The sequence below is a fragment of the Allobosea sp. R86505 genome (assembly GCF_042466375.1).
GTDB lineage: Bacteria > Pseudomonadota > Alphaproteobacteria > Rhizobiales > Beijerinckiaceae > Allobosea.
Genome location: NZ_JAXHPY010000001.1, coordinates 2,036,389 through 2,058,157, shown reverse-complemented (window position 1 = coordinate 2,058,157; position 21,769 = coordinate 2,036,389). Strand labels below are relative to the sequence as shown.

At 67.9% G+C, this 21,769-nt stretch carries 28 protein-coding genes; 9 read left to right on the top strand and 19 right to left on the bottom strand.

Annotated elements, in window-relative coordinates:
* Positions 1-17 precede the first annotated feature (17 nt).
* Genes SJY11_RS09935 through SJY11_RS09925 form a run of 3 tightly spaced genes read right to left on the bottom strand, consistent with a single transcriptional unit; the run spans position 18 to position 1,909 of the window.
* Positions 18-425 (bottom strand): type II toxin-antitoxin system VapC family toxin, encoded by a 408-nt coding sequence (locus SJY11_RS09935; RefSeq protein WP_376986422.1) that lies wholly within the window; start codon positions 423-425, stop codon positions 18-20.
* Positions 422-664, bottom strand: a complete 243-nt coding sequence (locus tag SJY11_RS09930) for an AbrB/MazE/SpoVT family DNA-binding domain-containing protein (RefSeq protein ID WP_376986421.1) — start codon at positions 662-664, stop codon at positions 422-424. The genes SJY11_RS09935 and SJY11_RS09930 overlap by 4 nt, the downstream gene beginning before the upstream one ends.
* A gap of 60 nt (positions 665-724) precedes the next feature.
* Positions 725-1,909, bottom strand: coding sequence for a lytic murein transglycosylase (locus tag SJY11_RS09925; RefSeq protein WP_376986420.1), 1,185 nt, complete (start codon positions 1,907-1,909; stop codon positions 725-727).
* Positions 1,910-2,036: 127 nt separating this feature from the next.
* Between SJY11_RS09925 and SJY11_RS09920 the strand changes: the two genes are divergently transcribed.
* The 3 genes from SJY11_RS09920 (at position 2,037) to SJY11_RS09910 (ending at position 3,565) form a co-directional block, all read left to right on the top strand.
* Entirely contained in the window at positions 2,037-2,297 is a 261-nt protein-coding gene (locus SJY11_RS09920) for a SemiSWEET family sugar transporter (RefSeq protein WP_376986419.1), read from the top strand.
* Between the two features lie 64 nt (positions 2,298-2,361).
* Entirely contained in the window at positions 2,362-2,718 is a 357-nt protein-coding gene (locus tag SJY11_RS09915; RefSeq protein WP_376986418.1) for a DMT family protein, read from the top strand.
* 70 nt (positions 2,719-2,788) lie between these two features.
* Positions 2,789-3,565 carry a class I SAM-dependent methyltransferase gene (locus tag SJY11_RS09910; RefSeq protein ID WP_376986417.1) on the top strand — a complete coding sequence of 259 codons (777 nt, stop codon included), beginning with the start codon at positions 2,789-2,791 and terminating at the stop codon, positions 3,563-3,565.
* A 13-nt stretch (positions 3,566-3,578) separates the two neighbouring features.
* Here SJY11_RS09910 and SJY11_RS09905 read toward each other — a convergent pair whose 3' ends face one another.
* From SJY11_RS09905 to SJY11_RS09890, 4 genes are all read right to left on the bottom strand, one after another.
* Positions 3,579-4,568, bottom strand: a complete 990-nt coding sequence (locus SJY11_RS09905) for a Gfo/Idh/MocA family protein (RefSeq protein ID WP_376986416.1) — start codon at positions 4,566-4,568, stop codon at positions 3,579-3,581.
* Between the two features lie 142 nt (positions 4,569-4,710).
* On the bottom strand, positions 4,711-5,022 hold the full coding sequence (locus SJY11_RS09900) for a PQQ-dependent sugar dehydrogenase (RefSeq protein ID WP_376989290.1): 312 nt from the start codon (positions 5,020-5,022) through the stop codon (positions 4,711-4,713).
* 21 nt (positions 5,023-5,043) lie between these two features.
* Positions 5,044-6,033 carry a Bug family tripartite tricarboxylate transporter substrate binding protein gene (locus SJY11_RS09895; protein ID WP_376986414.1) on the bottom strand — a complete coding sequence of 330 codons (990 nt, stop codon included), beginning with the start codon at positions 6,031-6,033 and terminating at the stop codon, positions 5,044-5,046.
* A 117-nt stretch (positions 6,034-6,150) separates the two neighbouring features.
* Entirely contained in the window at positions 6,151-7,065 is a 915-nt protein-coding gene (locus SJY11_RS09890; RefSeq protein WP_376986413.1) for a LysR family transcriptional regulator, read from the bottom strand.
* 106 nt (positions 7,066-7,171) lie between these two features.
* Here SJY11_RS09890 and SJY11_RS09885 point away from each other — a divergent pair, with 106 nt between their 5' ends.
* On the top strand, positions 7,172-8,257 hold the full coding sequence (locus SJY11_RS09885) for a 4-oxalomesaconate tautomerase (RefSeq protein WP_376986412.1): 1,086 nt from the start codon (positions 7,172-7,174) through the stop codon (positions 8,255-8,257).
* Positions 8,258-8,450: 193 nt separating this feature from the next.
* On the opposite strand, the gene SJY11_RS09880 is transcribed toward SJY11_RS09885, so the two are convergent.
* The 4 genes from SJY11_RS09880 to SJY11_RS09865 all read right to left on the bottom strand — a co-directional run bounded on the left by SJY11_RS09880 (position 8,451) and on the right by SJY11_RS09865 (position 11,888).
* Positions 8,451-9,584: a PQQ-dependent sugar dehydrogenase gene (locus tag SJY11_RS09880; protein WP_376986411.1), complete on the bottom strand. Its 1,134-nt coding sequence runs from the start codon at positions 9,582-9,584 to the stop codon at positions 8,451-8,453.
* 107 nt (positions 9,585-9,691) lie between these two features.
* A complete protein-coding gene (locus SJY11_RS09875) occupies positions 9,692-10,288 on the bottom strand; it encodes a histidine phosphatase family protein (RefSeq protein ID WP_376986410.1) in 597 nt (198 codons plus the stop codon).
* A gap of 20 nt (positions 10,289-10,308) precedes the next feature.
* The gene (locus SJY11_RS09870) at positions 10,309-11,283 is read right to left on the bottom strand and encodes a Bug family tripartite tricarboxylate transporter substrate binding protein (protein WP_376986409.1); all 975 of its coding nucleotides are present in this window, start codon (positions 11,281-11,283) and stop codon (positions 10,309-10,311) included.
* Between the two features lie 113 nt (positions 11,284-11,396).
* Positions 11,397-11,888, bottom strand: coding sequence for a YaiI/YqxD family protein (locus SJY11_RS09865; protein WP_326909045.1), 492 nt, complete (start codon positions 11,886-11,888; stop codon positions 11,397-11,399).
* Positions 11,889-12,183: 295 nt separating this feature from the next.
* Here SJY11_RS09865 and SJY11_RS09860 point away from each other — a divergent pair, with 295 nt between their 5' ends.
* Both SJY11_RS09860 and SJY11_RS09855 read left to right on the top strand, forming a co-directional pair.
* Entirely contained in the window at positions 12,184-12,315 is a 132-nt protein-coding gene (locus SJY11_RS09860) for a hypothetical protein (protein WP_257785730.1), read from the top strand.
* A complete protein-coding gene (locus SJY11_RS09855) occupies positions 12,312-12,539 on the top strand; it encodes a hypothetical protein (RefSeq protein ID WP_376986408.1) in 228 nt (75 codons plus the stop codon). The genes SJY11_RS09860 and SJY11_RS09855 overlap by 4 nt, the downstream gene beginning before the upstream one ends.
* Positions 12,540-12,588: 49 nt before the next feature.
* Here the strand turns inward: SJY11_RS09855 and SJY11_RS09850 are convergent, their stop codons facing one another.
* Positions 12,589-13,401 (bottom strand): transglutaminase-like domain-containing protein, encoded by an 813-nt coding sequence (locus SJY11_RS09850; protein WP_376986407.1) that lies wholly within the window; start codon positions 13,399-13,401, stop codon positions 12,589-12,591.
* Positions 13,402-13,515: 114 nt separating this feature from the next.
* A complete protein-coding gene (locus tag SJY11_RS09845) occupies positions 13,516-14,436 on the bottom strand; it encodes a hypothetical protein (RefSeq protein ID WP_376986406.1) in 921 nt (306 codons plus the stop codon).
* 204 nt (positions 14,437-14,640) lie between these two features.
* Here SJY11_RS09845 and SJY11_RS09840 point away from each other — a divergent pair, with 204 nt between their 5' ends.
* Positions 14,641-15,843, top strand: coding sequence for a pyridoxal phosphate-dependent aminotransferase (locus SJY11_RS09840; protein WP_069055995.1), 1,203 nt, complete (start codon positions 14,641-14,643; stop codon positions 15,841-15,843).
* 105 nt (positions 15,844-15,948) lie between these two features.
* Complete coding sequence (locus SJY11_RS09835; RefSeq protein WP_376986405.1) at positions 15,949-16,359, top strand: rhodanese-like domain-containing protein; 411 nt, start codon at positions 15,949-15,951, stop codon at positions 16,357-16,359.
* A 45-nt stretch (positions 16,360-16,404) separates the two neighbouring features.
* Here the strand turns inward: SJY11_RS09835 and trmD are convergent, their stop codons facing one another.
* The 6 genes from trmD to ffh all read right to left on the bottom strand — a co-directional run bounded on the left by trmD (position 16,405) and on the right by ffh (position 20,904).
* Entirely contained in the window at positions 16,405-17,100 is a 696-nt protein-coding gene (trmD, locus tag SJY11_RS09830) for a tRNA (guanosine(37)-N1)-methyltransferase TrmD (RefSeq protein WP_376986404.1), read from the bottom strand.
* A gap of 163 nt (positions 17,101-17,263) precedes the next feature.
* Positions 17,264-17,956, bottom strand: a complete 693-nt coding sequence (locus SJY11_RS09825; protein ID WP_376986403.1) for an HAD family hydrolase — start codon at positions 17,954-17,956, stop codon at positions 17,264-17,266.
* The gene (gene rimM / locus SJY11_RS09820) at positions 17,946-18,470 is read right to left on the bottom strand and encodes a ribosome maturation factor RimM (RefSeq protein ID WP_376986402.1); all 525 of its coding nucleotides are present in this window, start codon (positions 18,468-18,470) and stop codon (positions 17,946-17,948) included. Before rimM ends, SJY11_RS09825 begins: the two co-directional genes overlap by 11 nt.
* Before the next feature lie 181 nt (positions 18,471-18,651).
* Positions 18,652-19,011, bottom strand: a complete 360-nt coding sequence (rpsP, locus tag SJY11_RS09815) for a 30S ribosomal protein S16 (RefSeq protein ID WP_326909063.1) — start codon at positions 19,009-19,011, stop codon at positions 18,652-18,654.
* A gap of 46 nt (positions 19,012-19,057) precedes the next feature.
* A complete protein-coding gene (locus tag SJY11_RS09810; RefSeq protein ID WP_192644627.1) occupies positions 19,058-19,321 on the bottom strand; it encodes a hypothetical protein in 264 nt (87 codons plus the stop codon).
* Positions 19,318-20,904: a signal recognition particle protein gene (gene ffh / locus SJY11_RS09805; RefSeq protein ID WP_069056002.1), complete on the bottom strand. Its 1,587-nt coding sequence runs from the start codon at positions 20,902-20,904 to the stop codon at positions 19,318-19,320. The genes SJY11_RS09810 and ffh overlap by 4 nt, the downstream gene beginning before the upstream one ends.
* Positions 20,905-21,192: 288 nt before the next feature.
* Here ffh and SJY11_RS09800 point away from each other — a divergent pair, with 288 nt between their 5' ends.
* The gene (locus tag SJY11_RS09800) at positions 21,193-21,753 is read left to right on the top strand and encodes a CAP domain-containing protein (protein WP_376986401.1); all 561 of its coding nucleotides are present in this window, start codon (positions 21,193-21,195) and stop codon (positions 21,751-21,753) included.
* The last annotated feature ends 16 nt before the right edge of the window (positions 21,754-21,769 follow it).

The window sequence follows — 21,769 nt, the reverse complement described above, 5'->3', positions numbered from 1 at the left end:
TGGTGGATGCGTGCGGCTCAAGCAGTCGGAACGATCAGTTCGACGGTTGGAAAATAAGTCCGGTAGCGCTTGGGGTCGCGGGTCAGCAATGGGATATTCTCGACCAGAGCATGAGCGCCGATGAAAAAATCCGGCAGCACGCCCGTCCGCGTTCCGCCGGATTCTCGATATGACTTGAAGGCTTTTCCCGCGAGGAACAGCGCCTCGCGCGGGATGGGTGCGAGAATGACATCGACCGACCTCAAGACGGCATCCGTGTCTGCGGTGCTTTCGAGACCCACGGAAAGCTCGGCATAAACGATGTCATCGACGATCAGCACACCTTCAGACAGCGCGCGTTCGAGTGCCATCAAGGACGGCGTCATCCACGCCGGGCTCATCGTCACGACGTCCAGGAGAACGTTCGTGTCGACCAGTGTGGTCAATCTTCGCCTCGGGTCATCGCCATGATTTCGTCGGTGGTCATGTTCGTTTTCAGCGTGCCCGCCAGACGTTTCAGCGCAGCGATGCGCTCGGCCACGTCGACGGTTTTGCGGAGGGACACCTGGCCATCTTCGGTGAACGCAAAATCGACCATGCTCCCCGCCGTGAGCCCCAGGCGCTCGCGAACAGCGCGGGGAATCGTGATCGTGACCTGTCCAGCCTCGTCCATGACCGTGCTCATAGGCGCGCCCTCCACGACCCGATCCATAGCACTTCCGGGCCGTGCGCTAAAGCGTGGGCCTCACACCCGCCCGCTCTTCAGCGCGCGCAGCACTTTCTCGCCCGGCCGTCCGGTCGGGGGCATGCCGATCCTGGCCTCGACATCCCGGATCGCCGCGCGCGTCAGCGAGCCGACGGCGCCGTCCGGCTCACCGACATTGTAGCCGCGCGCAATCAGGAGCCGCTGCAATTCGCGGCGCTGCTCGCGCGACAGGGGCAGATCGTCGGTCGGCCACTCGCCCTGCACGCCCGGCCGGCCGCGCAACCGGTCGGAGAGCAGCGAGATCGCCAGCGCGTAGGAGTCGGCGCCGTTGTAGCTGAAAGCCGCGTCGTAGTTCTTGAAGACGAGGAAGGCGGGGCCGTTGCGGCCCGCCGGCATCAGGAGCCCGGCATTGCCCGTGCCGTTGAGCGCCGAGCCGTCGAACTTGACGATCCCCTGCCCCGCCCAATGCGACAGCGGGCGCTTGGGGTTTCGCCCCGTCGAGCCGCCATAGCCGCGCGGCACCCGGACCTCGTAGCCCCAGGTCGCGCCGGTGACCCAGCCCGCCTTGTCCATGAAGTTGGCGGTCGAATGCAGGGCATCGGGAATCGAATCGACGAGGTCGCGCCGCCCGTCGCCGTCGCCGTCCACGGCGAGCCGCAGATAGGTCGAGGGGATGAACTGGGTGTGGCCGAAGGCGCCGGCCCAGGAGCCGAACAGCCGCTCGGGGCGCAGATCGCCGCGCTGGATGATCTGCAGCGTCGCCAGCAATTCGCCCTTGAAGAAGGCGTTGCGGCGCGGCGCCAGGCACGCCCCCGTGGAAAGCGCCTGCACCAGCGGCCAGCGCCCCTTGGCCTTGCCGAAATCGCTCTCGACGCCCCAGACGGCGGCGATGGTGTGACGGTCGACGCCGAAGCGCCGCTCGGCCGCCGCCAGCGTCGAGGCGTGCTGGCGCATCATCGCGCGCCCCTCCGCGACCTTCTCCTCGTCGACCAGCGTGCCCAGATAGTCCCAGATCGGCGTCTTGAACTCCGGCTGGTTGTTCATCGCCTCGATGATCTTCATGTCCGGCTCGACGCCGGCCATGGCGCGGTCGAAGGTGGCCCCCGACACGCCCTTGGCCGCGGCATCGCTGCGCAAGCCGGACAGGCAGGAGGAAAAACCGCCCTGCGCCGAAGCGGCGGAGGCGACGAGGACGAGGGGCAGGGCCAGGATCGTTGTGCGCATGGTCTCCACCGAATTGCAGGAATGACGCAAAACTAGGGCGAGGCGGTTAAGAGAGGTTAACCATCGCCAGGGCAGCGCGGGCCGGCGAATCCCGCTATGAGGGCGCCAGCCCCCGCCGGAACCCGCCATGTCGCCCGCCTCGATCGAACTCCTCGGCTTCACTGCCGCCGCGCTCACCAGCCTGTGCTGGCTGCCCCAGGCCTGGCGCACCATCCGCACCCGCGACACGAAGGCCATCTCGCTGTGGACCCAGTCGCTCTTTGCTGCCGGGACGGCGCTCTGGCTGACCTACGGTCTCCACATCGGGTCCTGGCCGGTCGTCATCGCCAATGCGCTGACGCTCTGCCTCGTGCTGCTGATCCTGTCGATGAAGCTGCGCTTCGGCTGAGCCGGGGCATCGGCCGAACGAACCGGAAGCCGGGCGTTCCCGGCCACGCCTCGGAAGAACCGCGATGCCCTCCCTCACCACCGCCCATGTCCTGCCGGTCGTCCTGCTGATCGGCTCCAATGTCTTCATGACCTTCGCCTGGTATGGCCATCTCAGCTACAAGAGCACGGCGATCGGGCTCGCGATCCTGGCGAGCTGGATGATCGCACTGCCGGAATACATGCTGGCGGTGCCGGCCAACCGGATCGGCTCGGCCGTCTATTCCACCGCCGAGCTCAAGACGATGCAGGAGGTCATCACCCTCCTGGTCTTCGCCGGTTTCTCGGTGTTCTGGCTCAAGGAGAGCCTGACCTGGAATCACGCCATCGGCTTCGCGCTGATCGCAGCCGGCGCCTTCTTCATCTTCCACGCCAAGAGCTGATCCGGGAGCAGACGCGGATCCGCGCCGATCCCGGGGTGACAGCGCTCTGCCGCATCGTCACAGTGGCATCATGGATCAGCCAGCCACGCCCGCCCTCCCCTTCTCCGGCCACGACGCGGTCGAGGCCTATCTCGCCTCGGGCTACGACCAGGTCGTCGGCATGTCCTCGCGCTTCGCCGCCGCGATCTGCGCGCGGCTGCTGCGGCTGCAATCCGAGGAAGGGGTGCGTGGCCCGATCGCCGAAATCGGCGCCTTCGAGGGCCGCTTCTTCATCGCCCTCGCCCATGCGCTGAACGAAGGCGAAATCGCGCTGGCGCTGGACATCTTCTCCTGGCCCGACCCCGGCGTCGAGCAGCGCTTCGAGGCCAATTGCGCCCGCCATGGCATTGGCCCGGAGCGCCGCCGCACGATCAAGGGCGATGCCGGCGCGATGGCGCCCGCAGACCTCATCGCAAAGGCCGGCGGCGTCCCCTTGCGCTTCATCCATATCGACGGAGAGCATTCCCGCGCCGCACTCGGCCGCGACCTCGCGCTGGCCACCGCCTGCCTCGCCGAGGGCGGGCTGATCGTTCTCGACGACATGCTCCACCCCGGCTACCCGACGCTGATGGTGGCGGTGCAGGCCTATCTCGAAGCCAATCCCGACATCGTGCCGCTCTGCGTCATCGACCGCGAGACCATCGTCGGCGCGACCAAATTCGTGCTCTGCCGGCGCGCCTGGTTCGAGCGCTACCAGTCCCGCCTGCTGGAGATCTTCAAGGACTTCATCTGGCCGCTGGGCGCCGATTTCGAGCCGCATTGGTGCCTGGTGCTGGCGCAGGACACACGGCTGGCGGAGATTGTATGACGCCAGGCTGTGGTTACTCTGCGGCTGTCACGCCCCCGGCCAAAATGCCCTCGACGATCTCCTGAACGTTCAGTGCATCGGTCAGCGTCGCGAGATGGTGCACTTCCCCCCGCGTCAGCCGGACCACCCCCTCGATCTGGCGCCTGAGCGCGATCGGCCGCGCCTCCACCTGCGACAGGGCATCGGCTGCGCGCTGCCACGTTCCGTCGGGCAGGCGGCGTTCGGCGATGGACCAGTCGCAGAGCCGGACGGCGCCCTTGTCGCCTTCCAGCATCCAGATGTTGTGATCATCCTTCGACGTGCTGCCGACGCTGCCCTTGAGGTCGACCGGGATGTCGCCGGCCATCAGCGTCGCCTCGATCGAGCGCTCCGACTGGCCGGCCTCCGGAAACGCCGCGCGCCCGGAGAGACCGTGAAGCGGACCGAACAGCCTGCGGCTCAGGAAGAGGAAATGCGACACGACCTCCCGGGTGAAGCCGCCCTGTTGCCGCCCGTCCAGCCAGGCGGCGGCATCGGCCTGCCACGACCGGGGCCAGGTCGCGAAGGCGACCTCGATCGTGACGCGCGACACCGTGCCGACGGCACCCTGCGCGATCCAGTCCATCAGCGTGGCGACCGCAAGCGAGGAAGCGAAGGGAAAATTGACGGCCCCTCTGTTTCCGGCCTCTGCCACGAAGGCGCGCGCATCCTCGACATCGACCGCCAAAGGCTTCTCGCAGAACACGCTCTTTCCGGCTGCGATCGCGGCCCGGGCGTGACCGAGATGGAACGCGGGCGGCGAAGCGATGTAGACGCAGTCGCTGGCGGCGATGATCGCCGCGGCATCGGCCAGGCGCGGAACCTGCGGAAAGGCCGCCGCCATGCGTGCCATCGCCGAAGGCGCCGGATCCCAGACGCCGCCGACCGTCACCAGCGGCGGAGACTGATCCAGAATGGCGCTCAGCAGGCGCTCGCCCATGATGCCTGCGCCGATGATCCCGATCGAGAGAGTGCCGTCCTGCATCGCGTGAGATTCCCAGCCCTGAGCCGGACAGCGCGGTAGCAGGTTTCGGGACGGCGCACGAGCGCCAGTGGCGCCCCACCGCCGCATGCCTTCCCCGCCATCACCGAAGGCTCGGAGGGCTTGGCCCTGCAGCCCTCCGCCGCTACTTCGCCGGCCGGACGCGCAGCAGCTTCCCGTCGGGCGCGTCGCTCAGCAGGTAGAGGAACCCGTCCGGCCCCTGCTGAACGTCGCGGATGCGTTCGCCCACCCCCTCGAGCAGCCGCTCCTGTCCGGTCACGGCCTCACCCTGCGTCGAGAGCCGAACCAGCATCTGCCCGGCGAGCCCGCCGAAGACGAGCGCACTACTCCAATCCGGCCATACGGCGCCGTCCTGGCGGGTCAGCCCCGAGGCGCGATCGACGATCAATGTCGAACAAGGGCCACTTCTCCCCGGCTTGGCCTTCCCATCGCCGATCCGGCCGGCGCGCCCTGCCCGTCAGATCGCCATGTTGGCGCTCTTGATCACCGCAGCCCAGCGCTTGGACTCTGCGCGCATCATCTCGGCAAAGGCAGCCGGTTCGTTTCCGATCGGCTCAGCCCCTTCGTTGCGCAGGCGCGCCTTGATCGTGTCGCTGGTGATTGTGCTCACGGTGGAGGCGCGAAGAGCCTTGATGACGGGTTCCGGCGTGCCCTTTGGAACAACAAGCCCGTACCAAGCCGTCGCTCGATAGTCCGGCCAACCGAGTTCCGCCACGGTGGGGGTGTCGGGAAATAGCTTGGTGCGCTGCGGGCTCGTGACCGCCAGCAACCGGACCGCCTTGCCTTCGATCAGACCGAGCACGGAGGGAACGGTCGTGACCATGAAGTCCGTTTGTCCGGCGAGGAGGTCGGTCAGAGCCGGGCCGGCACCGCGATAGGGAACGTGGACCGCCTCAAACCCGGTGGTTCTGGCGAGCAACACGGTGGCGAGATGGCTCGCCGAGCCATTTCCAGCCGAGCCATAGGTGAGCTTGCCGCCGTTTTTCTGCGCGTGCTCGACCAGGTCACGTGCGGTCTGGAATGGCGACTTCGGCGCGACGACCAGTGCGAGCGGCGCATCGGCAATCAAGGTCACTGGATCGAAGGCTGTCAGCGGATCGACTTTGACATTCTTGTACAGGTGCGGGTTGACCACCATCGGCCCCTGGTTCGCGAGCAGGACCGTGTAGCCATCCGGGGGCGAAGACGCGGCCTGCGCCGTGATGAGGTTGCCACCGGCTGATCCGTTGTTCTCGACGACCAGCGACTGACCGAGCCTTTCACCGATGCCCTGCGCGACGAGGCGCGCGATCGCATCCGTGCCGCCGCCGGCCGCATAAGGGACCAGGAGCTTCATCGGCCGCGAAGGAAAGGGCGCCTGGGACCAGGCGATCGTGCTGAGCGCACTGCTGGCCCCCAGGGAGGCGGCGCCGAGGAGCAGGGTCCGGCGCGTCAGATTCGTCGTCATTCGTTCCTCCCGATTCAGGGCGACTGACGGCCCCGTTGTGAGGATTGCTATCGACTCAAACGACCGTTTTTGGAAATGCGATAATTTTGCAGATTGATGCAATTTACACATCAATCTCTACGGGCGCGCCTCCGGATTTTCACTCCATGTGTGGATCAGCATGTCTCTGAAGCGTTGGGCAGCGGGTGCCAGACGCGCCTTTCGGCGCTCGACCAGACCGATGGTGCGCGACACCGAGGGCGTGCCGATGACCTTGGTCGCGATGACGGGGTGGTCTCGCGGCGGTGTTGCGAGCCGCGGCAGCACCGACACGCCGAGGCCGCGCTCGACCAGCCCGAGCGACGTCGTCAGATGGTTGACCTCGAACTTGAAGGTCAGTCCGATACCCTCCTTCGCCAGAGCGCTTTCCAGGATCATGCGATTGCCGCTGGCGCGGCTGACTCCGATCAGCGTCTGGTCGGCGAGGTCTTTCCAGGCCAGTTCCTTGCGGGCGGCCAGGGGGTGGTCGCGCCGGCATGCGAGCACGAAAGGATCCTCGACGAGCGGGGTGAAGACCAGATCGGGGTCTGAACTGCCGAGAAGATTGATACCGAACTCGGCTTCCCCGCGAGCAACGCTCTCGAGCCCGTCATTCGCCGACAGGTCGAGGATCCGGAACCGGATCAGCGGATAGGTCGCGCTGAACGACTCGATGGCGCGCGGCAGGAAGTAGAAGGCAGCGGTCGGGACGCAGGCGATGGTGACCTGTCCCGACTGTCGGCCGGCGACGTCGGTGATGCCGAGCAGGGATTCCTCGAATTCGTCGAGCAGGCGGCGCGCGAGCGGCGCGAAGGATCGGCCCACGCTCGTGGGGCTGACCCTTCGCGTCGTTCGCTCCAGCAACGGCGCCCCCACCGCCACTTCGAGGGCCTGGACGCGGCGCGACAGAGCGGGCTGCGAGATGTTGAGCATCTCGGCCGCTTTGTGGAAGCCGCCCAGTTCGAGAACGGCGAGAAAGGCTCGGATATCGAGAAGCTCGAAATTGATGCGCATTCCATATCAATGATCGAAATCTTTGCATTTCACAACATGATCGGGGTGGTGGATACGGCTCTCCAGACACGGCCAATCGCGGCGTCAGCCGCGGGGAAGAGCCTCCATGGCAATCCAGCTTCGCATCCCCTGCACCCTCATGCGTGGCGGCACCTCACGCGGGCCGGTCTTTCTGGCAACCGACCTCCCTGTGGATACCGGCCTGCGCGACGAGGTGCTGCTGTCGATCCTCGGGTCAGGCAACGAACTTCAGATCAACGGGCTCGGCGGCGGCAATCCCCTGACGAGCAAGGTCGCCATCGTCGGGCCGCCGACACATCCCGACGCCGATGTCGACTATCTTTTCGCTCAAGTGAAAGTGGTCGAGCGCGTGGTCGACACCTCGCCAAACTGCGGCAACATGCTGTCGACCGTCGGCCCTTTCGCCATCGAGAAGGGGCTCGTCGCGGGCCAGGCGGGTCACACGCGCGTCGTGATCCACAACGTCAACACGGGGCAGCTCGTCGCCGCCACGGTGCAGACTCCCAACGGGAAGCCAGTCTATGACGGCGATACCGTGATCGACGGCGTGCCCGGAAGCGGGGCCCCGGTCGAACTCGAGTTTCTGGGCGTCGCTGGCGCCAAGACGGGAAAGCTGCTGCCGACGGGGGCCGCCATCGATCTCATCGAGGGGGTCGAGGTCTCCTGCATCGATGCGGCCATGCCGCTGGTCGTGATCGAAGCCGCCGCACTCGGTAAGACGGGGAGCGAGACGCCGGCCGAACTCGACGCAGACCGCGCGTTCATGGCTCGCCTGGAGCACATCCGGCGGAGGGCGGGCCGGTTGATGGGGCTGGGCGATGTCTCAGATCTGGTCATTCCCAAACCGGTGCTGATCGGACGACCGCAGAAGGGTGGCACCATCACGGCGCGCTATTTCATGCCGCACGCCTGCCACAAGGCCTTCGCCGTCACCGGTGCCGTCGGACTCGGCACGGCCTGCGGAACGCCCGGGACGCTGGCGCATCGCCTCGTCGGGGATGCCGGCCTTCCGCGGCGCGTGGTCATCGAGCATCCGTCAGGACGCATCGAGGTCGCGATCGACCGACGCGGACGCGCAGCCACCGCGGCCGTGCTCAGAACGACCAAGCCGATTCTGGAGGGCATCGCCTTCGCCCAGGTTCAGGACCGCCCGGTCACCCTGGCCGCCTGACATGACGGCGCCTTGAGCAGGGCCTCCAAAGCAGGCCGGTCGCGGCAAGCAGACCGCTGGCGCTGGCCATGAGAGGGAAAGCACGCGACGAAAGCCGCCGGCATGACTGCGATGCTGTGAGCCGCTGCGATCAGGGCACGCGATGCGATCATCATGTACTGATGATCGATTTCCGTGCTGGAAAGCGTGAGCATTACCGCGCCGGCCGGACCCGCAGCAGCTTCCCGTCGGGCGCGTCGCTCAGCAGGTACAAAAACCCGTCCGGCCCCTGGCGCACGTCGCGGATGCGTTCACCGAGCCCCTCGAGCAGCCGCTCCTGACCGGTCACGGCCTCGCCCTGCGTCGAGAGCCGAACCAGCATCTGCCCGGCGAGCCCGCCGACGAAGAGCGAGTTCTTCCAGGCCGGCCAGACGGCGCCGGTGTAGAAAGCAGCGCCCGAGGGGGCGATCGAGGGGTCCCAGTAGAACAGCGGCGGCTCCATGCCGGCCTTGGCCGTCCCCTCGCCGATCCTGGCGCCGGAATAGTCGATGCCGAAGGTGACGACCGGCCAGCCGTAATTGCGGCCGGCCTTGGGCGTGTTGACCTCGTCGCCGCCACGCGCGCCATGCTCGGCCGTCCAGAGCTGGCCGGTCTCGGGGTGCAGCGCCGCGCCCTGGACATTGCGATGGCCGATCGACCAGATCTCCGGCTGCCAGCCCTCGACCCTGGGGTTGTCGGCCGGCGCACCGCCCTCGGGGGCGATCCGCATGATCTTGCCGATATGATTGCCGGGGTTCTGCGCCTGGTCGCGCTGGCCGTAGCGGTCGCCGACCGTAACGAAGAGCGAGCCAGTCCGGTCAAAGACCAGCCGAGAGCCGAAATGCAGATTGCTGGAGACCGTCGGCATCTGCTGGAAGATCACCTTGGTGCCCTCCAGCGCCGTGCCGCGCTCGTTGAGGCGGGCGCGGGCGACGCTCGTGCCGCTGCCCCCCGCCCGCGGCTCGGCGAAGGAGAGGTAGATCGTCCGGTTCTGCGCGAAGCCGGGGTCGATGACGATGTCGAGCAGACCGCCCTGCCCGCGTCCCGAGACATTGGGCACGCCGGTGATCGGCGCAGACAGCTTGCCGTCCGCTCCGACCAGCCGCAGCCGTCCCGGCCGCTCCGTCACCAGCATGCGCCCGTCCGGCAGGAAGGCGAGCCCCCAGGGATGCTCGAGCCCGCCCGCCACCGTCTCCACCGTGAGGTCGCCCGCGCTCGACCGGACACGCTGCTGGGCCCCCGCCTCCGGAAGAGCGATCAGCATCGCCGCCGCGACAGTGAACAGCAAAAAGCAGGCTTGCCGGCGCATCGTCATCTCCTGATCGGACCCTTGGCTCACAGATAGGGACAACCGCCCGGCAGGCCAGTCGGTTGCGGGCCCGTCACGGCGAATTGAAGCGGCGGGTTCCGCCAGCGTCAGGGCGCAGGCAGCCGGCCGACGGTCACGACGCCACCCTGATCGTCCCGCTTCAGCACCACCATTTCGCCGGAAGCCGGAAACACGCCAGTCAGCGCGGTGATGTTGACCTGATGCGTCACCATCAGCACCAGCCCACCATCCGCGGGCAGCGCGGCGAGGCGCCTCCGCAGCGCAGCGGTGGCGCCCTCGCGTTCGCCGGGGCGTCCGAAGAAGGAATTCAGCGCCGTCGGCTCGTCCTCGACAGGGGCAAGCGCCATCAGCGCGGCCGTCTCGCGCGCCCTGCACCACTGGCTGGTCAGCACCAGCGCCACCGGGACGGCACGGCGACGGAATTCCGCTCCGAGGCGGCGGGACTGCTCACGCCCACGCTCGCCGAGATTGCGCTGCGTCGCGCAGTCGCCGATGCGGAACCCGGCCGGATCGCCGGTCCCGGGCGCATCGGCATGGCGCATCAGCGCGACATGGCCGGGTTTCGCGAGCAGCGCCCAGACCCGCTCGCGATCCACCTCGATGGCTGCGACGGCGCCGGGCCAGAGCGCCGGCAGCAGCAGGAGAGCGAGAACGAAGCGTCTTCCGAACCCTGCTGCGGCCATGCCGACTCCGTCTGTCCAGGCTACTCCGGCTTCACCCCGGCCGCCTTGATGATGTTTTCCCAAGTCGCGATTTCCTGAAGGTGATAGGGCCGGAAGGCGGCCGGGTCACGTAACCTCATCGTGAAGCCGAGCTTCAGGATCGCCTCGCTCACGGCGGGCTTCGCCAGCGAGGCGAGGATCGCCTTGGACAGTGTCGCCAGCACCGGGGCGGGCGTCGCGGCCGGCGCGAAGAAGGCGGCCCAGGAATCGGCGTCGGCATCGGCGATGCCCTGTTCGCGCAGGGTCGGGATGTCCTTGGCGCGCGGATTGCGCTCGGGGCTCGCGAGCGCGATCGCGCGCAGCGTGCCGGCATTGATCTGCGCGAGCACGCTCGGCAGCGTCGAATTGGCGATGTCGATGCGCCCGGCGATGATCTCCTGCACCAGCGGCGCCGCGCCGCGGAACGGCACATGCGTCATCTTGATGCCGGTGCGCGCCATGAACAGTTCCATGGCGAGATGCGAGCCCGAGCCGACACCAGTCGAGCCATAGTTGAGCTTGCCCGGATCGGCCTTGGCGAGCGCGACCAACTCCTTGATGTCCTTGGCCGGCAGGTCCTTGCGCACCACGAAGGCGTGCTCAAAGGCGCCGACGCCGGCCAGCGGCGCGAAATCCTTGACCGCGTCATAGCCAGGCTCCTTCAGCAGGAACATGTTGTTGCCATGCGTCTGGTTGTTGCCGAAGACGATGGTGTGGCCATCGGGATCGGCCTTGGCCACGGCCCGCGTGCCGACGGCGCCCGAGGCGCCGGCGCGGTTGTCGACGACGACGTTCTGGCCGATCGAGGTCGACAGGTCCTGCGCGACGAAGCGCGCGATCGCATCGGTGGGGCCGCCCGCCGGATAAGGCACGACGAGCGTGATCGGCCTGGTCGGGAAGCTCTGCGCCCGCACGACGGACGGAGCGAGGACGGTACCGGCCAGCAGGCCGAGCGTGAAACGGCGGGTCAACGACATCAGAAATCCTCCCGGAGCGGCCCGATTGAGCACAGGCTTGGCCGGAAGCCATAGAACATTCGGCGCCGGAGGGAAATGCCGCGATCGGATGAAGCCGCCGCGAAATCAAGGGCCTAGCCGGCAACGCCGCCGGCCGCGAAGCCCGCCCGCTTCAGCCGCTGGATGGAAAGGTCGAGCGCCTGCAGGAAGGCCGAGCGGTCGCGCGCCGAAAATGGCTTCGGTCCGCCCGTCGCCGTCCCCATCGCGCGCAGGTCCTCCATCATGTCGCGCGTCGCCAGCGCCATGCCGATCGAGGCCTCGGTGAAGGGCTTGCCGGTCGGGCCGATGACCTCGGCGCCGGCCTTGATGCAGCGGTCTGCGAGCGGGATGTCGGAGGTGACGACGATCGCGCCCCGGGCGACGCGCTCGGCGATCCAGTCGTCGGCCGCATCGAAGCCCCCCGAGACGATGACGCGCTCGATCCAGGGTTCGCGCGGCAGCATCATGAAGCTGTTGGCGACGACGAAGACATGCAGGCGGTGGCGACTGGCGACCTTGAAGATCTCGTCCTTCACCGGGCAGGCATCGGCATCGACATAGATCGCGATCGGCGGGGAAGCGGTCATGGCCGCCTGCGCATCGCAGGGACGCACGCGTCGCGCAAGGCCGAAACCGCCACAGAAGGACCGGTGCCTGGCGTTCGGCGAGAAAGCGCGTGCGCCGGCCGCCGGTCTGGCCTAGAGTCGATCTCTGCTTCGACATGACGAGCCCCGGCCTCTGCCGGGCCGGCCGCGGCAGGCGAAAGCCGCCGCATGATCGATTCCATCTTCATCGCCCATCGCGATCCAGGCCAAGCCTGACCTAAAGCCCGAGATCCACCGGGGGCGCGATCCCGCACCCTCAGACCCGAGGAGACCGACCATGGCAAAAGGCGAACAGCGCGGAAACCGCGAAGCCAAGAAGCCGAAGAAGGACAAGCCCAAGGCAGAGGCGGCGGCGCCCGCGACCTTCGCGGCAGCCGTAGCGCGCGCCGCGGGACCGAAAAAGAAATGATCCGCTTCAGAACCATCGACCCGGCCGAACAGGCCAGGGCCGACGAAAAGGCGGCCGCGGCGAAGCCCGCAGCCGCCACCCCCGCGCAACCCGAACCGGCCGAAGACGGACAAGCCCCGGACGATGCGGCCCCCGACACCTCGGCCCCCAAAGCCAAGGGCCTGACCCGCAAGACGCCGCTGCGGGCCAAGAAGCCGGACACATCCGGGCTGTTCCGGGACTGAGAGCACCGGGACCGAGACGGCGCTCCCCGAGCGGCGCGCCGCCGATGGCTCACGCCTCCGTCACCTCGTCGGTCCAGACCCTGAAGCCGGTCAGCGTATTGGGCCCGAACGTTGTCGCGATGGCGACGTCGGCCGCATCGCGACCGCGCGCGATCAGCACGCGGCCGATGCGCGGCTCGTTGTTGCGCGGATCGAACATCTGCCAGCCGCCGTCGAGATAGGCCTCGAAAGACGCCGCGAAATCGCCGGGCGGCCAGGGCTGCGGGGTGCCGATGTCGCCGAGATAGCAGGTGCAGTAGCGCGCCGGGATGTTCATCGCCCGGCAGAACGCGATGGCGAGATGGGCGTAGTCGCGGCAGACGCCCCGCCCTTCCGCATAGGCGTCCGAAGCCGAGCGGGTCACGCTGGCGTCGTTGTAGTTGAAGGCGATGCGCTGGTTGACGAAGTCGCAGATTGCCTGGACGCGTGGCGCGCCGGGCTGCGTTTGGCCGAAGAGTTGCCAGGCGAGATCAAGCAGCCGGTCTGAATCGCAGAAGCGGCTCGCCAGCAGGAAGACGATGGCCTCTTCCGGCAGATGCTCGACCGGCACCTGCCCCGCGCTGCGATCGAAGGCTTCCGGCAGGCCGCTGTCCTGGATGATCGCATCGGCTGTGATCCGCATCGCGCCCTTCGGCGCCACCAGCCGGGTGCACCAGTTGCCGAAGCCGTCGCGATAGGCGCTGACCGGAACGGAAGGGCTGAAGCGGATGTAATCGGGAGTCTGGAGGTCCGACACCCGGCTGAAATGCACGTTCAGCATCAGGATCATCGGCGTGGGTTGCGGAAAATCGTAATCGAGTTCGTAGCCGATTCTGAGTTTCACGGAGTTGCTTTCCGCGCGCCGCGGGCGCGCTGGTGATGAGTGGCCCCTCAGCCAATCACCTCACTATGCATGTTTCCGGCCAGTCCGGCGCGGCGAAACGCGGGCCGGACCGGTTCAGTTGTTGGGCACGATCGGTCGCATCGCATCCTCCACCTCCTTCCTGATGCTGTCCCACATGAAGGGAGGCCGCGCCTGTCTGCCCGAAGGCTGCGCCGGCGTATCGAGCCAGGCCGGGCGGCGCGGGCACAGCGAGGTCATGCTGTGGACCGATTCGGCGGGCAGCGCCGGCCGCGTTGCGTTGTAGTCGGTGCGCCGGTGCGTCCACGCCGCCTCGACATAGGCAATCTCCTCCTTTTCCGCCCCGACATCGCTGTCGACGGGATAATTCAGTGCGGGATCGGACAGGATGATCGCGACCTCGGCGATGGCGTAGAGACCACTGGGCGAGCTGGTGCGTCCCGTATCCCAGCTATGGCGTCGACCGCCGCCGATCAGCGCCGGCCCCGACAGACCGACCTCGCGCTTGTCGAGCGCATAGACGAAGCGCTCGGCACGGGGCGGCAGCGGCGGCTTGAACGCGTCTGGAAACGCCTTCCGATGCGCCTCTATCCCAGGGAGATTGAGGGGCGGGCGCGGCGGAATCGTCTTCTGCGACAGCAGCACGGCCTTGCTGGCGCGCATCACCGCGTGCATCGCCATCATGCGTCCCACCATGTCCGGCCCGGCGACCTTCTGGACGGCGTCGATGCGCTCTTTCAGCACGCGCTCGAAACAGTCCTCCGGCAGCGTCACGTTGCGGCAACCGCCATCGCCACGACCACCCTCGCGCATGACGCGGCCGATCAGCGCGCGGAACGCGGTCTGATCGTAGGAGCCCAGCGCGCAGGTCTCGGCGATCTCGGGTCTGTTGGTGCCGGACGTGACGAAGCGATACCACAGGTTGATCGCGAGGGCGCCGCCGACGACAACGGCCAGCAGGAGCGGCCCGTAGGCCCAATCCGGAAGGCGACGCCAGAGTTCCACGAGACGGCTCATCGCTCCCTCTCGGCAGTGGCGCGAAGCGGCGACCGGCCAGCGCGACGCCTGCGACGTGAATCTCCGCGACCATGCTGTCGACAGGACATTCGCGCCATTCACAGGCGCCATCAAGGAGTTTGGCTTGCGATGCCGGCTCGCGAGTCCTAAACCACGCGCGCGCCCGCCGCGGCGTGCCCTCGTCCGAGATCCGGAGAACCTCCCATGGCCTTCCTTGCCGACGCCCTGAAGCGCGTGAAGCCGTCTGCGACCATCACCATCACGCAGAAGGCGCGCGACTTGAAAGCGCAGGGCAAGGACGTGATCTCGCTCTCCGTCGGCGAGCCCGATTTCGATACGCCGGACAACATCAAGGAGGCGGCGATCGCCGCCATCCGTCGCGGCGAGACCAAGTACACCCCCGTCTCCGGCATCCCGCAGCTGCGCGAGGCGGTCGCCCGCAAGTTCAAGCGCGAGAACGGGCTCGACTACAAGCCGAGCCAGACCATTGTTTCGACCGGCGGCAAGCATGTCATCTACAACGCCCTGCTCGCCACGCTGAACCCCGGCGACGAGGTCATCTGCGTCTCGCCCTACTGGGTCTCCTATCCCGAGATGGTCGCGCTCTGCGGCGGCACCGCGACCTTCGCCGAGACGAAGATCGAGAACGAGTTCAAGCTCCAGCCGGAAGAGCTCGAGCGCGCGATCACGCCCAAGACCAAGTGGGTCATCCTGAACTCGCCGTCGAACCCCTCGGGCGCCGCCTATAGCCGCGCCGAGATGAAGAAGCTCACCGACGTGCTGATGCGCCACCCCCATGTCTGGGTGCTCACCGACGACATGTATGAACACCTCGTCTATGGCGAGTTCGAGTTCGTCACCCCGGCCCAGGTCGAGCCCGGCCTCTACGAGCGCACGCTGACCATGAACGGCGTCTCGAAGTCCTACGCCATGACCGGCTGGCGCATCGGCTATGCGGCCGGCCCGCAGCACCTGATGAACGCCATGGACCTCGTCCAGGGCCAGCAGACCTCGGGCACCTCGGCGATCTCGCAATGGGCCGCCGTCGAGGCGCTGGACGGTCCGCAGGACCACCTGCCCGTCTTCAAGAAGGCCTTCGAGCGCCGCCGCGACCTCGTCGTCTCCATGCTCAACCAGACCCGCGGCCTCGTCTGCCCCAAGCCCGAGGGCGCCTTCTACGTCTATCCCGACTGCTCGGCCCTGATCGGCAAGACCATGCCCAACGGCAAGGTCATCGAGACCGACGAGGACTTGGTCATGGGCATCCTGGAGACGGAAGCGGTCGCAGCCGTGCACGGCTCCTCCTTCGGCCTGGGCCCCAACTTCCGCATCTCCTACGCCACCTCGGACGAGAAGCTGGAAGAAGCCTGCCGCCGCATCCAGCGCTTCTGCGCCGAACTGCGCTGAGCGAGACCGTCATTGCGAGCGCAGCGAAGCAATCCAGTGAGTGTCGCGCGACGGCCCCTGGATTGCTTCGTCGCTGACGCTCCTCGCAATGACGTAGATACCACCTTGAATCGCCGCATCCTCATCGCGGGAGCGGCGATTTTTCTATTGCCTAGCCGGTCGCAGGCGCAGGCACCGACCACCCTGACGGCGCGCGAAGCTCACGACGCCGCCCGCGCAGGCACCCTTCTCTTCATCGACATCCGCACGCCCGAGGAGTGGCGCGACACCGGCATCCCCCAGGGCGCTATCGCGCTCGACGCCGAGGCATCCGCCTTCGAGGTCAGGCTCGCCGGCCTGCGGCTGGACCATCGCGGCAAGCGAATCGCCCTGATCGACCGCAGCGGCGGACTCGCGGCTGCGACCCGAGCCAAGCTTGCCGGCCGCGGGTTCAGCGACATTCTGGCGGTCCGTGGCGGCATGCTGGGTCCCGGCGGCTGGCTGGCCGAGAAGCTGCCGGTGGCGGCTTATCCCTGACGGCGCCGTGATGCTCGGGCTTGACCCGAGCATCACGCACACGGCTCAGCCGCCGCTCTGATCCTTCAGCAAATCCGGCCGCCTCTCCCGCGTGATCCGCTCCGCTTCCGCCCGCCGCCACTTGGCGATGCGGGCATGGTCGCCCGAGAGCAGCGCCTCGGGCAGGCCCCGGCCTTCCCATTCGCGCGGGCGGGTGTAGTGCGGATATTCGAGCAGGCCATTCTCGAAGCTCTCGTCCTCGCCGGACAGTTCCTTGCCCATCACGCCGGGGATCAGCCGCACGCAGGCGTCGAGCAGGACCAGCGCCGCCATCTCGCCGCCCGAGAGGATGTAGTCGCCGATCGAGACCTCGGTCAGTCCCCGCCCCTCGATCACGCGCTCATCGACACCCTCGAAGCGCCCGCAGACGATGACGACGCCCTCGCCTCCGACCCAGCCGCGCACCTCGCGCTGCGACAGCGGCCGCCCGCGCGGCGACATCAGCAGCCTCGGGCGCGTGTCTTCGGCGGGAACGGCGGCATCGATCGCCGCGCCCAGCACGTCGCAGCGCAGCACCATGCCCGCGCCGCCGCCGGCCGGGTTGTCGTCGACATTGCGGTGCCGGCCGATGCCGTGGTCGCGGATCTGGTGCGTCTCCAGCGACCACAGCCCGCGACGCAGCGCTTCGCCGGCCAGCGACACGCCGAGCGGCCCGGGGAACATCTCCGGATAGAGGGTGAGGACGGAGGCGCGGAACGGCATATGGGAGCCTGGCTGATATCAGGACAAAACGCGACGTCATTCCGGGCGAGCGAAGCGAAGTCCCGGAATCCATCGTAAGGCGCGACGATGCCCTAGGATGGATTCCGGAGCGGCGCGGCTTCGCCGCTTGTCCGGAATGACGCAGTGCTTGTGGACAAAGGAATCAGTTCGAACCGAAGCGCAGCGCCGGCAGCCGGTCCAGCGCGTTGAAGTCCGTCGCGGAGGCGACGACGTTGTCATAGGCAGCGAAGCCCTCCGCACCGAGCATGGTCAGCATGGCGACGGCCCGCATGCCGGCCCGCCGCGCCGCCTCGACGCCGTTGGGGGCGTCCTCGAAGACGAGGCAGGTCTCCGGCGCCACGCCCATGCGGCGCGCCGCCTCGACGAACATGTCCGGATGGGGCTTGCCGCGGAAGCCCTGCGAGGGCGAGATCACCGTCGCGAATTCGGCCCGCAGGCCGAGCGTATCGAGCACCAGCGCGATGTTCTCGGGCGGCGCGGCCGAGGCCACCGCCATCGGGACGCCGAAGCTGCGGGCGCGCGCCATCAGCGGCAGCAGGCCCGGCAGCGGCGCGACATGAGGCCGGTAGGTCTCGCGGTAGAGCGCCTCCTTGGCCTCGCCCAGCCGGGCGATCTCGTCCGGAGCGGCTTCGGGAAAATAGGGTCCGACGATCTCGCCGACCGCCATCCCGGCAGTGGTCCGGAAAAAAGCCGGCCGGTCGAAGGGCAGGCCGTGCTCGCGGTGCCAGCTCTCCCAGGCGTCGTCATGGAAGCGCATATTGTCGACGATGGTGCCGTCCATGTCGAAGATCAGCGCGCCGGCCGGCCGGTCCCAGGCGTTTGACTCAGTCTTCATCGTCGGCCTCGAACAGCCCTTCGGGCGGAACCGCCTCGATGCGCCGGGCGGCGATGTCGATGCGCGGCGCGAAGGCCTTGGTGAAGGGCATCAGCACGGAGCGGCCATCCAGCAGCAGAATGTCGAGCAGATCGCCCGCGCCGTAATTGGCGACGGTGGTGACCGTCCCCAAGACCACGCCATCGGGACCGACGACCGCGCAGCCGATCAGATCGGCCTGCAGGAACTCGTCCTCATCCTCGGGCGCCGGGATCTTGTCGCGGGACACGAAGAGGTTGACGCCGTTGAGGCTCTCGGCAGCCTCGCGGCTGGTGATGCCCTTGAGGCGGGCGACCACGACCTCCTTGGCCGGGCGGATCTCGGCGATCTCGAAGCGCCGGCCCTTCTCGTCGGTCAGCGGGCCGTAATCAGCGATGGCCAGCGGATCGCCGGTGAAGGCCTTGATCCGGACCTCGCCCTTGATGCCATGCGCGGCGCCGATGACGCCGAGCAGGATGAGCTTGTCGTCGCTCATCGATAACACGCAGGGAGCGCGACCATACTCCCTCCCCCCGCTTGCGGTGGGGAGGGCTGGGGTGGGGGGCAGTGCCGCTCGGCGTCACGTCGAAGGATGGGGCTCGGGCTTTGCGCCCCCCCATCCCTAACCCTTCCCCACCGCAAGCGGGGGGAAGGGAACGAGCCCCACCCCGTCACTCTCACGCCTCGGCTTCAGCCGGGGCCGCGGACTTGGCCGCGTTCTTCTCGGCGCGCTCCTTGGCCTTCTCGCCGGGAACAGCCTTGTTGGGGTTGTTGCGGACGGGGCGCTTGGCGAGGCCGGCGGCGTCGAGGAAGCGCAGCACGCGGTCGGTCGGCTGGGCGCCCTTCGAGAGCCACTCCTTGGCCTTCTCGACGTCGAGCACGACGCGCTCCGGCGAATCCTTCGCCTTCATCGGATCATAGGAGCCGATCTTCTCGATGAAGCGGCCATCGCGCGGCGAGCGGGCATCGGCGACGACGATGCGGTAATACGGGCGCTTCTTGGCGCCGCCACGGGTCAGGCGGATCTTGAGGGACATTCGCGTCTTTCCTTGGGTTTTGAACGGGTAAGCGTTGCGGTGGAAATCAGGGCTTGTTGTCGTCGACCAGCTGGTCGATCGCGGCCCAGGGATCGTCCTTCATGCCTGTCGAGGTGAAGATCTCGAGATCGATCGAGCCGTCTTCCAGCACGTCGATCTCCCAGTATTCACCCGGCGCATGCACGAGGAAGGAGAAGGCGTCGTCGCGATAGGACGACGTCTCATAGGACAGGTTGGCGTCGTCGAGACGCGCCTTGACCTGCTTGAACACGTCGAACATGCCGACGCGCATTTCGGTGGGCTTGGTCACTTCTTCTTGCCTCCGAAGGGGTTGGAGCCCCCCAGCCCCGGAAGTCCGCTGCCCAGCCCCGGCAGCTTCGGCATCATCCCGGCCGGCGGCGTCACGCCCTTGGGCAGCCCCGGGAAGCCGCCCGGAGGCAGCCCCGGCATGCCGCCGCCCGCACCGAGCTGCTTCTGCAGTTCGGCGAGTTGCGCCGGATCCATCTTCGAGGGATCGGGCATGCCGGGCGGCAGGCCGCCCATGCCGCCGCCGATGCCGAACATCTGGCCGAGCTTGCCGAGCATGCCGCCCTTCTGTTTGCTCATCGCCTTCATCATGTCGGCCATGCCGCGATGCATCTTGAGCAGCTTGTTGATCGCCTCCGGCGAGGTTCCGGAGCCGGCGGCGATGCGCTTCTTGCGGCTGTTCTTGAGCAGGTCGGGGTTCTTGCGCTCGGCCGGCGTCATCGAATCGATGATCGCGATCTGGCGCTTGATCATCTTGTCGTTGACGCCCGAATTGGCGAGCTGGCCCTGCATCTGCTTCATGCCGGGCAGCATGCCCATCACGCCGCCCAGCCCGCCCATCTTCTCCATCTGCTGGAGCTGCATGCGCATGTCGGCGAGGTCGAAATTGCCCTTGGCGAGGCGCTGCGCCAGCGCCTGGGCCTTGTCGGCATCGACCGTCTCGGCCGCGCGCTCGACCAGGCTGACGATGTCGCCCATGCCGAGGATGCGGTTGGCGACGCGCGAGGGGTGGAAATCCTCCAGCGCGTCGATCTTCTCGCCCGTGCCGACGAGCTTGATCGGCTTGCCGGTGACGGCGCGCATCGAGAGCGCCGCGCCGCCGCGGGAATCGCCGTCCATGCGGGTCAGCACGATGCCGGTCAGCCCGACGCGGGCATCAAAAGCGCGCGCCGTGTTGACCGCGTCCTGGCCGGTCAGCGCGTCGGCGACGAGCAGCACCTCGTGGGGGTTGGTCGCCGCCTTAACCTCGGCGACCTCCGCCATCAGCGTGTCGTCGAGCGTGACGCGGCCGGCGGTGTCGAGCATCACCACGTCGTAGCCGCCGAGACGGGCGGCCTCGATCGCACGCCTGGCGATCTGCACGGCCGACTGGCCGGCGACGATCGGCAGCGTCTCGACGCCGACCTGCTTGCCGAGGATGGCGAGTTGCTCCATCGCGGCCGGGCGGCGCGTGTCGAGCGAGGCCATCAGGACGCGCTTCTTGCTGCGGTCGGTCAGGCGCTTGGCGATCTTGGCGGTCGAGGTCGTCTTGCCCGAGCCCTGCAGACCGACCATCAGGATCGGCACCGGCGGCACGGCGTCGAAGGTGATGCCCTCGCCATCGCCGCCGAGCATGTCGATCAGCGCGTCGTTGACGATCTTGATGACCTGCTGACCGGGCGTGACCGACTTCAGCACCTCGGCGCCGACGGCCCGCTCGCGAACCTTGTCGGTGAAGCTGCGCACGACCTCGAGCGCGACGTCGGCCTCGAGCAGCGCCTTGCGCACCTCGCGCAGCGCGGCGTTGACGTCCTCCTCGGTCAGCGAACCCCTGCGGGTCAGCCCCGAGAGGATGCCTGATAGCCTGTCGCTCAGAGTGCCGAACATGCGGACCTGCTTGCTTGCCTTCAGGGACCGACCGCGCGAAGCCTCATCGCCAAACGGTTGCGCGCCCGAGGGCGCGGACGCGCTGTCGGGCGTTGACCTCCGGGCTCATGATGCCGCGAGGCGGCCCGGTCGGCGGATGCGGTCTCGACGATGTCGGCGAAACGGATGGCGCGGTTAAAGCGGCAGATTGTGGCGAAAGTCAAGGTTGACCGGGTCGCAGCAGCAATCTCGCCATGATGGGCCGCTAGCGCCGCATCCTCCGAAGCGATGCCGGACCCATCCTCGCCCATGCGCCCTCTCCTCGCCGCCGCCCTCGCCCTCCTCGCCGCCGGCTGCGCCGGCGAGCCGCGCCGCGAGACGCCGCTCGATCCGCGCGCCACCGCCCGCCTGGCGGCGGTCATCCTCGATCACGCCGAGGCCGGCCGCATCTTCAACGCCTATCGCGCCAGCCAGGGCCTCGGGCCCGTCAGACTCGATCCCACACTGACGGCCATGGCCCAGCGCCAGGCCGATGCCATGGCGCGCGCCAACGCGCTCTCGCATGACGCCGCCGGCAATTTCGCCGCGCGCGTCCATGCCGCCGGCCTCGACGCCGCCCGCGCGGCAGAGAATCTCGGCGGCGGCTACTATTCGACGACAGAAGCCTTCGCCGGCTGGCGCGCCTCGTCGGGCCATGATGCCAATCTGCGGATGAAGGAGGCCACCCGCTTCGGCATCGCGCTCGCGAAGGACCTGCAGACGCGCTACCGCGCCTGGTGGGCGCTGGTCGTGGCGGGCGAACCGGAGAAGCGCGTCGAGATGTCGGCCGGGCCCGTCGGCTGGTTCGGTTCGAACCGGCCGCCGCGCTGACTCCGACGGCGGAGCG

Coding starts and splice junctions, on each gene's coding strand:
- SJY11_RS09880 (WP_376986411.1), bottom strand. CDS start 9,584: ATGCGCCGGCAAGCCTGCTTTTTGCTGTTCACTGTCGCGGCGGCGATG.
- SJY11_RS09865 (WP_326909045.1), bottom strand. CDS start 11,888: ATGACCGCTTCCCCGCCGATCGCGATCTATGTCGATGCCGATGCCTGC.
- SJY11_RS09925 (WP_376986420.1), bottom strand. CDS start 1,909: ATGCGCACAACGATCCTGGCCCTGCCCCTCGTCCTCGTCGCCTCCGCC.
- SJY11_RS09855 (WP_376986408.1), top strand. CDS start 12,312: ATGATCCGCTTCAGAACCATCGACCCGGCCGAACAGGCCAGGGCCGAC.
- rpsP (WP_326909063.1), bottom strand. CDS start 19,011: ATGTCCCTCAAGATCCGCCTGACCCGTGGCGGCGCCAAGAAGCGCCCG.
- SJY11_RS09910 (WP_376986417.1), top strand. CDS start 2,789: ATGGATCAGCCAGCCACGCCCGCCCTCCCCTTCTCCGGCCACGACGCG.
- SJY11_RS09845 (WP_376986406.1), bottom strand. CDS start 14,436: ATGAGCCGTCTCGTGGAACTCTGGCGTCGCCTTCCGGATTGGGCCTAC.
- rimM (WP_376986402.1), bottom strand. CDS start 18,470: ATGAGCGACGACAAGCTCATCCTGCTCGGCGTCATCGGCGCCGCGCAT.
- trmD (WP_376986404.1), bottom strand. CDS start 17,100: ATGCCGTTCCGCGCCTCCGTCCTCACCCTCTATCCGGAGATGTTCCCC.
- SJY11_RS09905 (WP_376986416.1), bottom strand. CDS start 4,568: ATGCAGGACGGCACTCTCTCGATCGGGATCATCGGCGCAGGCATCATG.
- SJY11_RS09875 (WP_376986410.1), bottom strand. CDS start 10,288: ATGGCCGCAGCAGGGTTCGGAAGACGCTTCGTTCTCGCTCTCCTGCTG.
- SJY11_RS09930 (WP_376986421.1), bottom strand. CDS start 664: ATGAGCACGGTCATGGACGAGGCTGGACAGGTCACGATCACGATTCCC.
- SJY11_RS09825 (WP_376986403.1), bottom strand. CDS start 17,956: ATGAAGACTGAGTCAAACGCCTGGGACCGGCCGGCCGGCGCGCTGATC.
- SJY11_RS09800 (WP_376986401.1), top strand. CDS start 21,193: ATGCGCCCTCTCCTCGCCGCCGCCCTCGCCCTCCTCGCCGCCGGCTGC.
- SJY11_RS09885 (WP_376986412.1), top strand. CDS start 7,172: ATGGCAATCCAGCTTCGCATCCCCTGCACCCTCATGCGTGGCGGCACC.
- SJY11_RS09895 (WP_376986414.1), bottom strand. CDS start 6,033: ATGACGACGAATCTGACGCGCCGGACCCTGCTCCTCGGCGCCGCCTCC.
- SJY11_RS09870 (WP_376986409.1), bottom strand. CDS start 11,283: ATGTCGTTGACCCGCCGTTTCACGCTCGGCCTGCTGGCCGGTACCGTC.
- SJY11_RS09890 (WP_376986413.1), bottom strand. CDS start 7,065: ATGCGCATCAATTTCGAGCTTCTCGATATCCGAGCCTTTCTCGCCGTT.
- SJY11_RS09860 (WP_257785730.1), top strand. CDS start 12,184: ATGGCAAAAGGCGAACAGCGCGGAAACCGCGAAGCCAAGAAGCCGAAG.
- SJY11_RS09920 (WP_376986419.1), top strand. CDS start 2,037: ATGTCGCCCGCCTCGATCGAACTCCTCGGCTTCACTGCCGCCGCGCTC.
- ffh (WP_069056002.1), bottom strand. CDS start 20,904: ATGTTCGGCACTCTGAGCGACAGGCTATCAGGCATCCTCTCGGGGCTG.
- SJY11_RS09915 (WP_376986418.1), top strand. CDS start 2,362: ATGCCCTCCCTCACCACCGCCCATGTCCTGCCGGTCGTCCTGCTGATC.
- SJY11_RS09840 (WP_069055995.1), top strand. CDS start 14,641: ATGGCCTTCCTTGCCGACGCCCTGAAGCGCGTGAAGCCGTCTGCGACC.